Genomic DNA, 12,282 nt, shown 5'->3' with positions numbered 1-12,282 from the left:
AAGAAAAAATATCACAACCCCTCCCCTTTTTCAACTGGCTCTATTCCATATAGTGCTACCATTCGCTCAAGAACTCTTCCAACAGCAGGAGCTGCAGTCCAGCCAGCAGTAGCAAAGCCAAAGGATTCTTTTGTTCCTTTTGGTTCATCAAACATTATAAAAATAATATATTGGGGATCAATGGCTGGTAATAAACCTAAAAATGATGACATTCTGCTATTCTTAAGATATTTTTTCTTGCTATGCCCATCTGAAGTTAATTTTTCAGCAGTACCAGTTTTACCACCGACAAGATATCCTTTAACATCGGCTCTACGTCCTGTCCCTTCTTTTACCACCAAACGAAATAACTCACTCATTTGTTTAGAGGTTTTCTCACTAAAAACACGCGTGCCAACAAGACGCTCATCGTGCCTTTTGATTAAAGTCAGATCATATAATATCCCTCCATTTACTATTGGCAATACTGCTTGCATAAAGTGTAAAGGGCTAATTGAAATGCCATAACCATAGGCCATGACAGCAGTAGTAAGATCACTCCACCTCTTGTCAGATGGAAACAAAGGAGTACCTCTCTCTGGTAACTCAATTTTAAGCTGATCTAGTAAACCTAATTTCTTTAAATAATTTTTAAAATCATTCTTTCCAACTTCAAGCATAATTTGACTAACACCAATATTTGATGAATGCAAGAAAATTTCTGGAACACTGTGCCACCCTTGCCTTGGATGATAATCTTTGATATTAAACCCCCCTACCTTCATATAGCTAATATCATAAGCATCGTTCATTGCTATAGTACCAGTATCAAAAGCTACGGCCATAGTCAAAGTTTTAAATACAGACCCCATCTCATAGATACCAAGACTTGCCATATTAAATAGCTCTTCTGGCTTTGCTCTACTTGGATAATGTGGGTTAAAATCCGGCTTACTAACAATAGCTAAAATCTCACCATTATTAGGGTTGGCAATTATTCCCACTGCTCCTATTGCACTAAACTCCTTTAACGTCCTATCTATTTCTTCACTTAGAATATTTTGTAATCTTACGTCTATAGATAGTTCAAGAGGTTTTTTAAGTTGATCCGGCTGTATAAAGTCAGAATTAGTTAGAAACTTATCATAGGTTTTTTCTAACCCAGCAAGACCAACCAAATCCCTACCCACATATCCTATAATATGTGACAATAAATTGGAAAAAGTATAGATTCTTTTTTGTTCTTGTTCAAAACTAAAACCTGGCATTCCCAAATTTGATATCGCTTCTTGCTCTTTTGGCAATAAATCCCTTTTGATCCATACAAAACTTTTGTTACTTTGTAACTCTGCAAGTAACTTCATTTTATCAATCTCAGGCAAGATATTGGATAATCTTTCTAAACATTGCGAAGGATTAATTACTTTCTGTGGATTAGCAAACAATGAGGAGGAAGGTAAATTGACTGCTAATAAGTTACCATTACGATCTACTATCTCTTTCCTAAAGTCACTATTTTTTACTTGATATTCTAGCTTAACATAGCCATTGGTCGCAACAATTATTAAGCGATATAATAAACCACAAAAAAATATAGCAAAACAACAGCTAACTATTAATAATCTGATTTTGGTATTGTTAGCACCTACATCCCATAAAATAATACTACTAAAATTTCTTTTCATTTTAGTTAGAATATTTTTTATAAATGCTAATAAAAATATATTATTATCCATCTACATACTGCTGCTAATTGCTTACTAGTATGTCATTCTGCAAAAGTAGCGGATATATAATACTGAATAGTCTTTCAAGGTATTTTTTCAGATTCCGCACCGAAACAAGATAACATCTTTTTTGCCATGTAAGTACTATACTAATGTTGATTTTCATCGAATATACTCTGATTTTCTAGTTGAAACGGTTTGTATGTATTTATTATTAGCAATTGTTTTATAACGCCACTTAACATTGGTTTTACTAAAATATGAACCACCTACCTCGTTAGACTTTGCATATTTCTTACTCTCAGGTAGCAAAGGATCACTAATCATTTGCTTAACTTTAACAGTATCTAATTGCAAATAAAGTGATGCTAATTTTCTTAGTCTAGCAGGAGAAGTAAGGTATGATTGTTCGACTTTTAACACGTGAATTCTATCACTCTCACCAGTCAACTGTTTTGAAACCTCTCCAAGCTGATAATGCAAGGCAATAACCTGATCTTTAACTCTAAATAATCCATAAATAGAAAAAATTATAGTACATACAGTTATACAACTAAATATTCTAACTACCATATGTAGTACCATCTATTTTTTGTCCAGCCCTTAATTTTGCAGATCTTGCTCTTGGATTAAGTGCAACTTCCCTAGACGATGGACATAATGGTTTTTTTGTAAGAATTTTAAGCCATTCCTTAGAATTTTCTTCAGCTAGAATTTTTGCCGCATATTTAGACCTAGCAACTAATTTAGCAGAATTTGCTTTAAAAAAATTTTTAACAATTCGATCTTCTAATGAATGAAATGAGACAATTACTAGGCGACCATTTGGCACTAAAATATTCTTGCTATTACTTAGAAACCTTTCTAATTGCCCCAATTCATCATTGATATGAATACGAATTGCTTGAAAAGTCTTAGTAGCGGAATCAATTTTACCTTTTCTAAAACCTATACTACTACGAACAATATGGGCAAATTTTGCTGTATTGGTAATAGGCTCTAATAACCTGTGTTCTATAATATTTTTAGCGATTCTTCGAGAATAAGATTCATCGCCATATTTATAAATCACATCTGCTATTTCTTGTTCATCAGCCTCATTTATAAAATCTGCAGCACTATATCCCGTACTGCTCATCCTCATATCAAGTGGACCATCATGGGTAAATGAAAAACCCCTATCTCCAGAATCAATCTGCATAGAAGAAACCCCTAAATCCATAACTATCCCATCAAATTTCAACGAACCTAATTTTGAAAAACTTTCAGCAAAACCTGTCTGAATAAATCTCACTTTACCAGGATAATCATTTATTAATTGATTGGCGTAGGTTATAACATTTGGATCACGATCAATTGCCACTAATTGACAATTACAACAATCAAGTATCATCCGACTATAACCACCAAAACCAAAAGTACAGTCCAGATAATTCCCCCCATCTTTAGGACACAAGATTTCCTTAACTTCATTTAACAGAACAGCTGTATGAGATGATGCGGATTCTTGTATCATATATCCTTATTGATATTCTTAAGAGTTAAACGGTTATCTTGAGCAATTTGCCGAGCTGAAGAAAGATACGTTTCAAAATTTTGTGGCTGCCAAATTTCAAAGACCAATCCCTTCCCTACAAAGCAAGCTTGATCTGATATACCAGCGTGATCTATTAAAGATTTAGGTAGAATCACCCTTCCCTCACTATCAAAACTAAGCTGGATAGCTTCACCAAGAATGATCGTTTCGAAAGCATCTCGCACCTCAGAATAGGGATCTAAGGTTTGGATTATTTGACTTAGCTCCTCAAGCCTCTTCAAACTACAGCCTTCAATGCACTTATTTCTAAAAGACGGATAGGCAATAATCCCATTAAATGACTGACTAGACAAAGCTAATCTATAGCTGGCAGGTATCGAAACCCGACCTTTCTTATCAAGATTGTTTATATATTTTGATAAAAAAATATTCATTTACCCTTTACCTTTCAATAATTACCACATGGGGTATCAGATCCCAGCCTACACTGAGATGACAGCAAAATTGCTTAAATATTATCCCATAATTAAGTTATAACTAATTTTTGGTTATAATTGGGATAATTTGGGATTATATGGAATTTTTAGGATATTGTACTATAATTATAGAGTCAAGAAGGTTTTAAACAGTTGATAAACAAATTACAAATTTTTATCTATTGTGACTTATTTGACGTATATATGTGATTCAAAGAATTAATAAAAAAATATTTAAAAAAAGTGGATGACGAGTATTAGTGCAGAGAAAAACTTTACTATAATTATATTAGACCTCTTTCGAAACTCGCTTGTGCTGAGGGATTTGAAGGAGACGCCTCACCTCGAACCGCAGCGTACTCTAATTCCGTTACGGATTCGAGTACCGCATCGACGTGCAAATCACCAGCAGAAGTAGAGTTTCGAAAGAGGTCTATTATACTAAAACTTAATGAGCATTTTATGATTACACTACTTGCTTCAATAACGGGCTTTATTAGCTCAATTATTCCGAAGATTTTAAAAATTCTAAAGGATCAAAATGATAAAAAACATGCACTTAATCTTTTAGATCGACAAATTGAAATCAATAAACTAGGACATACAAAGCTACTGACAGAGCTTGATGCTTCAAAAGACATTGCTGAAAATAATACTTTATATTCAACATATAAATCAGGCGTTAATTGGGTTGACGCGTTGAATGGGTCAGTTCGCCCTGTCCTTGCCTATAGTTTTTTTATTATGTATGCCTACATCAAATATGTACAATATAGAACCATACAGAGTACGGCGATCCTTGTAGAATATCTTGATGTTTTATGGAATATAGACGATCAGGCTATTTTTGCCGGTATTATTAGTTTCTATTTCGGACAACGGATGTTTAACAAATTATGGAAACGTAAAATGTAATATTGCATATGTTCCATATTGCAATATGTTGCAATATGTTATATTGTAACTATGGAGTTAAGGACATTTAATTTATTTAAAGATTAGATATATGCTAAAAAGAATTTCGTGGCTTACTTTTTTTGTGCTTATCATATACCCAATTTTACTTGCATTTTTGGTTATAAAATATCACATTAGCCACAAGATAGGTATATTCGAAATAGGTTTGCTGATAGCCGGTTATTATGGTTCTAATATTACTGTTGGTGTTGGTTTGCATAGGCTTTGGTCACATCATGCCTTTAAAACAAATACAGCGGTGGAGTTTATTCTTGTTATAATGTCAGCCGCCACTTTACAAGGACCAGTATTGTCCTGGGCATCTAATCATTTCAAGCACCATGTTCATACTGATAAAGAGCAAGACCCGCATAGCCCACTAAAGTTTGAGAATAGAATTTTAGGGTTTTTATGGTCACATATTGGATGGATGATAATTGATGGAAGTTATAAGTCAATTGACCGGGTTACTATGGTTAAACTTGGTAGAAACAAATTGCTAAGATGGCAATTAAAATATTATTGGCAAATTGCTGCATTTATGAATATTGTATTTCCAGCATTAATAGGTTACTTAATAGGTGGTACTATCAATTCTGCATATGCTGGTTTCCTGTTTATTGGTATGGGGAGAGCATTGCAACAACAGGCAACTTTTTGTGTCAATTCTCTATGTCATTTCGTTGGTAGTAAACAATATTATAAAGGTACTGCAGGAGATATTTGGTGGATGGCTTTGTTCTTATTAGGTGAAAATTGGCATAATTTCCATCATGCCTTCCCATCAGATTATCGTAATGGTGCTAAGTGGTATCATTTTGATGTCCATAAATGGATAATATACGTAATGAGCAAACTTGGACTAGCTTGGAATTTAGAAGTTACTTCCAAAATCAGAATACAAGCCAAGATAAATGAGACTAGTAAATACCTAATAGAGGGACGCAAACAACAATTAAATTTACTGCAAGATAAAATTAATCAACTGGTAGAACATGTGTATGTAAAGCTTAATGAGCTTGATAATTCTTCTGTATCTATTAAAGCTCAATTACAAAAATCTTTTATGGAAATTCAGGAATCACTGAAGAAGCTTGCTGAACAGCTACATTCATCAATCCAATTAACTGAAAAGTCATCAGAAAGATTACTAAAAATTGCTAGTAAAAAGATTAAAGATCGAGAAATTGCAATTTATAGACTATATAACGAGCTAGATAGAAAGTATATTAGGAACTAATATATATACTCAAATGATTTGGAGAATGGGAACAACAAACAAGAGGTGAGCAGAGTATATGAAGTACGTGAGTACCGCTAAAATCTTGGATAATGACAACGCAATTCTTGATTTTCTATTCTAGAGTATATAAAAAATCATAGCAATTTTGGGTATCCAACCCACAACTGTTGAAAGTTAAGAAATCGTCTATTAGCGAAGTGCTGTTGTAAGACTTAAACCGTCATTGCGAGGGAATCGCTGCAAGCGGCGACGTGCAATCTTGTAAAGGAGTCTTGACTACCATGAAGATTGCCACAGTGCCTAACGGTGCTTCGCTAATAGACGATTTCTTAACTTTCAACAGTTGTGGTATCCAGCCTTTAACACATGGGTTAAAAATTTAATAGTAGACGAAGCAGCCATTCATTTTGGAAATACGATAAAAATACTTAAGGGTACTTATGCTGCACAATTAGGCAAGGCTGAGGACATACTTCGCAGCATAAGTAAATTTGAAAGAGGTAAATTATTATGCTAGACTTAAAATCTATTGAAAATATGAGCTTTGAAGCTGCCTTAGCTGAACTAAAAGAAATTGTAAAAAAAATTGATACGGGAGAGGAAAGTTTAGATTCATCAATTAATAGTTTTGAAAGAGGGGTCTTACTAAAAGATCACTGTGAAAAGAAACTACAAACCGCTCGCTTAAAGATTGAAAAAATCACTAAGCTGCCAGATTCAACCATTGCTATAGAAAAGGTAGAGTCCTAATTTATAGTCAATTCAGGAGAATTGGATAGCAAGAACGATGGAGCGAAGCCTATATATACTGCTCGTAAATGAAGAGTTGATAGAATCAAAATCATGATAGTAGCGGGAATTACCAAGTCGAGGAGCGAGCGGAGCGTACATATAGTCACACTACTGGACAAAAGAGATGGAATGGTTGAAAGAGCTAGTAAATAGAGTATTTTAGATTGAATACAAAAAAAATCTGTGGTACTCTATTATGCAATGGCAATAAAAATAGGAGCAATTGGAGAGCAAGAGCAACCGATAAAAATGAAGAAAATGCTAGGATGTAGGAGTTATTCTGTACTACAGTTAGGTATAAGATCAATTAAACAAGCTTATAGTCGTTCTAAGCAATTTTTTGATTTCTTAATCATAAAATTGTTTAAGTTACACTTTGTACAACCAACCTAACCTTTTTGTTCAGTCAGTGTGACATACAGTATGTGCACACCGCAGATCTTGGATAATGACGACGCAATTCTTGATTTTCATCGAGTATAATAGGCAAGCGAACTAGGTGTACATTTAGTACATGAGTACGCGAGTTCCTGATATTTTCAAAAAACAATTCTTCAAAGCAGAAAAGTATACCCCGTTCAATCACCCCGTGTCTGTTGTTGTTCCCGTTCTTCAAATCATTCGAGTATACTAGTTACATGCGAATTCGGGATAAGAATTAACTAATTCTTATCCTGAATTAGGGTAGTTATCAATAAAGGTACAGTCTCTAATATCTTTACCTTATCTTCTAGTTCTACTAATCCACCTATTACTTCACCCAATTTTGCATCAAACTCATCTATTTCATCTTGTAAAAATTTAATGTGTTTTTCTATACTATCTTTATCTATACCATCAATGCTATGATGTAATCTCTCTTTTTCATTGTTAAGTATTAGTACTAAATCTTCTAACCTTTGTTGATATCTCTTCAAAGTTTCTGATTCAGTTTGATATAGATAATTTGCTGTAATCTGCATCTTAATATACAAAACTTACGCTATGAGAAAAAAAATGGTACATTATGTTGAGTATAATTTACAAATGCCAAGAGGATAAAATTGCAAGCAATACCAGTTAATAGGACAGATTACTGTCAATTTCTAATAGTGAGTCAAAAGAATTATAGTTTGACCTACTATGCTGAACATGCCAAAAAATGTAGCCATGATGTTATTAATAGATTTTTAAAAAATGAAAAATATACACCTTCTTTGTTATGGGAACATATTAAGGATGATGTTATTTTATCGCCTAACGGATATACAATATTTGATGATACGGTGTTAAATAAAAGAAATACCAAGAAAATAGAAATTGCTAGATCACAGTACAGTGGGGCTACAGGTGGTATTACTACTGGTATAGGAGTAGTAAGTTTGGTATATTATAATCCGGATATTAATAAGTTTTGGGTAATAGATTACCGAATTTTTTCGCCCGAACATGATGGAGCGACAAAAGTAGAACACCTATTAAATATGTTAAATAATGCTGTGTATAGCAAAAAGATTCCTTTTCAAACTGTGCTTTTTGACACATGGTATGCTACGCATAAAATTATGCAACATGTTGATTCCTTGGGTAAATATTATTATGCTCCTATTAAAGCAAATAGAAACGTTACTAAAACTTCCTCTTCTAAGCCTTATAAAGCTGTTAGCAAGTTAACGTTTTCAGATGAGGAAATTAAGAGCGGAGTGGAGATTCATATAAAGGGCTTTGCAAAAGATAAGCATGTTAATTTGTTTAAACTTACTGTTTCTACCAACAGAGTTGATTATATTGTTACCAATAACAAAACTCAAAAATCTTCTAAAGCCGTACAAGATGAGTGTGGCTTTCGTTGGGTAATTGAGAGCATGCATAGAGAAATCAAGCAACTTACCGGTATAGAACGATGCCAATGCAGAAAACAACGCATCCAGCGTAATCACATTAGTTGTGCATTTTTAGTGTGGGCTTTTCTAAAAAGAACTGCACACAAAATAGGTAAGACGGTTTATCAAATAAAGTTAGGGCTTTTAGATCATTATATGCAACAGCAGTTACGTTCACCCTCTTTACGCTATTTAGAACCTTACATAGCGTAAGTTTTGTATAATTGCCTTCATCTTATTTGTGCAAGACTGTTTTTTCCAGTATCTTCTGTAATGCACTATTCTCTTTGGGTATGCTAATTCTCCTAAACTCATCAAGTAACATTTTTACACCCATTTCTACTTCATCTAAATGAATGGTCATGTGCAAAATATGCTGTTCTTTCTTGGTAGTTAACCCGAGTTGCCAATTAATTATACTGGCAAAAGCTATATTTAACGCTGGTTTCATGTGAGGCTCGATACTAAAACATTTTTAATACAAACATATTTCTAAAAAATATAGTTTTTATTAAGTGTTTTAATGTTACAAATTAACTTCAAATGTTCATAAAACCTAGCTCTGCTCTTATAAATTAATTGGCAACTCGGGTTAGTTAGAGTGGTTATCTCTTTTAATTCTTTATGTAACAAAATTACTTCTTCTTTGGCTGTAATGAAACTATTTGAGAAATCCTGACTCATAAGCCAAATATTGGTACATGCCAGCCTAATACTATATAACCACTTAATACAAATTACTATCAATAGCATTTCAATAATGATTAAAATACTTGAAGAAATTGCTAATAGTTGAATCATTTCATTCCTCCTTTTATTGCCTTCCACGAGATAAGCTATACATTCGAATGCTCGATTGGTATATACCCTTCGCCTTTCAAGTGTTGGCGTTGTGGCACGATGGGACTTCGCGTAGAAACAACGGTTTGACTACGCTCCATTCGCTCGCCACTCGTACGCCTAACCAACTCTTGAAATTCATCAGGTATACTCAAATGCTTTGGAGAATGGAGACAACAAACAAGGGGTGAACGAACGCAAGCAGTACGTGAATTACCCGATAGTATTTGCAAGAACCAATTCTTCAAAGCAGAAGAGCATATTCAAGTATACTTTTTTGATTGTTTATTACTTAGTAATGCCACTTTTACCTCTAATGTCTTTATACTTTCTCTTTGCTGTAATAAAATTTTTATCTTTTTTATTATTGTTATTTTATCCTACTATTCTTGGATATAACATTCTCTTGGTCTAATTTTATGGGTACATAGGAATTCTCTTTAATTTTAGAGATGTGTATTTTTATATAATACAATAGATATTATAATATGCAAAGTGTTTTTAATAAAAAAATTTGTGATTATATTAAGTTTATTGAGAATTTTGCTAGGTGCTGTGAACCTAGTTTGCCACCATAGTACCCTACATTTTTATTTCACTACTGTTAAGGGGTCTTCCGAGCGTCATTGCGAGAAGCCGCTGAAAGCGGCGACACGGCAATACAGGATACGCGAAGCGTTACTCTAAAAAAACAGCTTCGCTGTTTACCTGGATCGCCACGGCATCTAAAGAGCCTTGCTATGACGATTATAGAAAAATGTAGGGTACTATGCACCTTCTAGCAGAGATAATTTTTGGAATTCATTGGAAGATATAGTATTGTATAGTAAACTTTGTTCTAAAAACCAAAAATCTTTCTAGGGTTTTTGGCAAGTTCTAAAAACATCTCTCGTTCAAATTGCAATAATTTTTGCTCATCAATTTGTTGCATGGAAATGATATCTTGAAACTTTGACAATAGCCATCCTTGAAAATTATCATACTCAGCTATACTCTTCTGCTTTGAAAAATTGGTTTCTGCAAATTCTTCAGCTAAAGTAACTTTAGATAAAATAACTTGCTTGCTTACTTTCTTTATTTTTTTTGGCAAATCCAAGGCAAAAGCCTCTTGCAGTATTAAATGTTTATTCATATTTACTTGCACGTTAGTAATATCATAATCAGCTATAAAATAATCAGCAGAACTTGATTTATTTGGTAATAGGATATTTCTTAAATTTTTTACCAACTTACTTTTATCGCTACTTGCACGATAAAACATTTCCTTAATGCCTCCCCAACTTGGAACTAAGCCAACCGATACCTCAACAAGACCAGCATTTAATTCCTGATTAGCTACAATAAAATCAGAATGTAACAATATTTCACAACCCCCACCTAACGCAGCACCTAAAGCACAGCTAACAATATTAATATGCGAGTATTTTAACCTTATCATGGTTTTCTGACCAAGTTTTAAGAAATCTTCTAATTTAGCAAAATCTTGATTTTTTATACAGGAAGCAATGAATTTTAAGTCAGCACCAGCTGAAAAATTATTGGTTAATGGCATAATATATAGTGTTTGCTTCTCATTTTCTGCAATATCAACAGATTCTAACAAAAGTTTAAAAACATTTTCATTGAGGCAATTCATTTTAGTGTTAATAGTAAAAACTAACCTATTTTTATACAGAACTAGTTGAGCCGAATCATTCTTCAATAAAATCTTACTTTCTTCTAATCTGACTCTAGTCAAATGAAATTGACTCAGTTCAATAGTTTCATAGGAACTATTAGCGATATATTCCGGTAATGTTAAATTCATTAGCATTGCTTGTTTTTTAAGCCACTCAAATCCTCCTCCTATGTGATTAATTAACAACTCAAAAGGACCAATTTTCCAACTATAACCAAGCCTCATAGCTGTATCTATATCGTAAATATTATCAGTAACCGATGGAATTAAAGATGTTATATATAAGTAAAACTTCACTAGTATCTCATGAAAAAATTTACCATAGCTAGAGTTGCTATTTAACAACTGATCAATAGAACTATACTCAATCTTTGGCTCTTCAAATGCCGCATAAGTTAAAGTTGTAAAATCTATGACTTCTTTAGTTTTTATGCCATTTATCTTTGATATACGGTAAAAACCTCCTAAAGCTTTACGACCAATCAAGTTATTCTCTATCATCTTATCAAGGATAGAAGATGCTAAGTAAACTTGGTGATAATCATCATTATTCGGTAGGGAATTAACTAGTGATGTAGAAATTAATCTCATTACGTCGTGACCTATCAAATCATATAAGCCAAAGATTCCTGTACTTGGTAATTTAAATAAATCAGTAAAAATTTTATCGATAATTACTGGACTTAAATTTTCATCTATGCTACTACAAACAACCAGCTCAAGTAGATAACAACCAACTCGATTTGCTATAAAACCTGGAGTATCGTGACATTTAATAATAGCTTTCCCTAAATCTCGTGTTAGAAAATCTGATATCCTCTCTATAACCCCTGAGCTAACCTCTGAATCCACGACAAGTTCAAGTAATTCCATATATCTTGGAGGATTAAAAAAATGACTAATGACAAATCTAGACCTGATGGTAGATTTTATAGAATCAGGCATTTGCTCTTTTAATTTCCTTAAAGGTAAGGTTGAAGTATTAGAAGCTAAAATAGCATCTTCTTTTAGGTAGGGTAGAATCTTCTCATATAGAAGATGTTTTATTGCAATTTTTTCAATAATAACTTCAATGATCAAATCACATTCTGTAATCAGCTTTAGATCATCTTCTAAATTACCAATGGTAATAAACGCTAATTTACTTGGATGCGATAAAGGAGCTGGTTGTTGTTTCTCTATATTTTCTAG

At 33.2% G+C, this 12,282-nt stretch carries 13 protein-coding genes; 5 read left to right on the top strand and 8 right to left on the bottom strand.

Annotation, left to right across the window (positions count from 1 at the left end; genetic code table 11):
* Window positions 1-11: 11 nt before the first annotated feature.
* The 4 genes from AAGD19_RS05295 to AAGD19_RS05280 form a co-directional block, all read right to left on the bottom strand.
* Window positions 12-1,685 (bottom strand): peptidoglycan D,D-transpeptidase FtsI family protein, encoded by a 1,674-nt coding sequence (locus AAGD19_RS05295; protein WP_410520837.1) that lies wholly within the window; start codon window positions 1,683-1,685, stop codon window positions 12-14.
* Window positions 1,686-1,868: 183 nt separating this feature from the next.
* Window positions 1,869-2,279 (bottom strand): hypothetical protein, encoded by a 411-nt coding sequence (locus AAGD19_RS05290; RefSeq protein ID WP_341747439.1) that lies wholly within the window; start codon window positions 2,277-2,279, stop codon window positions 1,869-1,871.
* Window positions 2,269-3,222: a 16S rRNA (cytosine(1402)-N(4))-methyltransferase RsmH gene (gene rsmH, locus AAGD19_RS05285; protein WP_341747438.1), complete on the bottom strand. Its 954-nt coding sequence runs from the start codon at window positions 3,220-3,222 to the stop codon at window positions 2,269-2,271. The genes AAGD19_RS05290 and rsmH overlap by 11 nt, the downstream gene beginning before the upstream one ends.
* Window positions 3,219-3,677, bottom strand: a complete 459-nt coding sequence (locus AAGD19_RS05280; protein WP_341747437.1) for a cell division/cell wall cluster transcriptional repressor MraZ — start codon at window positions 3,675-3,677, stop codon at window positions 3,219-3,221. The genes rsmH and AAGD19_RS05280 overlap by 4 nt, the downstream gene beginning before the upstream one ends.
* Before the next feature lie 504 nt (window positions 3,678-4,181).
* Between AAGD19_RS05280 and AAGD19_RS05270 the strand changes: the two genes are divergently transcribed.
* The 4 genes from AAGD19_RS05270 to AAGD19_RS05255 all read left to right on the top strand — a co-directional run bounded on the left by AAGD19_RS05270 (window position 4,182) and on the right by AAGD19_RS05255 (window position 7,104).
* Complete coding sequence (locus tag AAGD19_RS05270; RefSeq protein ID WP_341747436.1) at window positions 4,182-4,634, top strand: hypothetical protein; 453 nt, start codon at window positions 4,182-4,184, stop codon at window positions 4,632-4,634.
* Window positions 4,635-4,725: 91 nt separating this feature from the next.
* Complete coding sequence (locus AAGD19_RS05265; RefSeq protein WP_341747435.1) at window positions 4,726-5,916, top strand: fatty acid desaturase; 1,191 nt, start codon at window positions 4,726-4,728, stop codon at window positions 5,914-5,916.
* A 513-nt stretch (window positions 5,917-6,429) separates the two neighbouring features.
* Window positions 6,430-6,669 (top strand): exodeoxyribonuclease VII small subunit, encoded by a 240-nt coding sequence (locus tag AAGD19_RS05260; RefSeq protein WP_341747434.1) that lies wholly within the window; start codon window positions 6,430-6,432, stop codon window positions 6,667-6,669.
* A 243-nt stretch (window positions 6,670-6,912) separates the two neighbouring features.
* Entirely contained in the window at window positions 6,913-7,104 is a 192-nt protein-coding gene (locus AAGD19_RS05255; RefSeq protein ID WP_341747433.1) for a hypothetical protein, read from the top strand.
* A 269-nt stretch (window positions 7,105-7,373) separates the two neighbouring features.
* Here the strand turns inward: AAGD19_RS05255 and AAGD19_RS05250 are convergent, their stop codons facing one another.
* On the bottom strand, window positions 7,374-7,673 hold the full coding sequence (locus tag AAGD19_RS05250; protein ID WP_341747432.1) for a hypothetical protein: 300 nt from the start codon (window positions 7,671-7,673) through the stop codon (window positions 7,374-7,376).
* 129 nt (window positions 7,674-7,802) lie between these two features.
* On the opposite strand from AAGD19_RS05250, the gene AAGD19_RS05245 reads away from it, so the two are divergent.
* Window positions 7,803-8,786, top strand: a complete 984-nt coding sequence (locus AAGD19_RS05245) for a transposase (protein WP_341747233.1) — start codon at window positions 7,803-7,805, stop codon at window positions 8,784-8,786.
* Window positions 8,787-8,808: 22 nt separating this feature from the next.
* Here the strand turns inward: AAGD19_RS05245 and AAGD19_RS05240 are convergent, their stop codons facing one another.
* The 3 genes from AAGD19_RS05240 to AAGD19_RS05230 all read right to left on the bottom strand — a co-directional run bounded on the left by AAGD19_RS05240 (window position 8,809) and on the right by AAGD19_RS05230 (window position 12,273).
* Window positions 8,809-9,024 carry a hypothetical protein gene (locus tag AAGD19_RS05240; protein ID WP_341747431.1) on the bottom strand — a complete coding sequence of 72 codons (216 nt, stop codon included), beginning with the start codon at window positions 9,022-9,024 and terminating at the stop codon, window positions 8,809-8,811.
* Window positions 9,025-9,065: 41 nt separating this feature from the next.
* Entirely contained in the window at window positions 9,066-9,374 is a 309-nt protein-coding gene (locus AAGD19_RS05235; RefSeq protein ID WP_341747430.1) for a hypothetical protein, read from the bottom strand.
* Window positions 9,375-10,251: 877 nt separating this feature from the next.
* Window positions 10,252-12,273: a 3-hydroxyacyl-CoA dehydrogenase/enoyl-CoA hydratase family protein gene (locus tag AAGD19_RS05230; RefSeq protein WP_341748469.1), complete on the bottom strand. Its 2,022-nt coding sequence runs from the start codon at window positions 12,271-12,273 to the stop codon at window positions 10,252-10,254.
* Between the last annotated feature and the right edge of the window lie 9 nt (window positions 12,274-12,282).

The organism is Candidatus Tisiphia endosymbiont of Dascillus cervinus, assembly GCF_964026405.1.
Classification (GTDB): Bacteria; Pseudomonadota; Alphaproteobacteria; order Rickettsiales; family Rickettsiaceae; genus Tisiphia.
The sequence above is the reverse complement of the archived record's forward strand: the minus strand, read 5'-3'. Positions and strand labels throughout refer to the sequence as shown.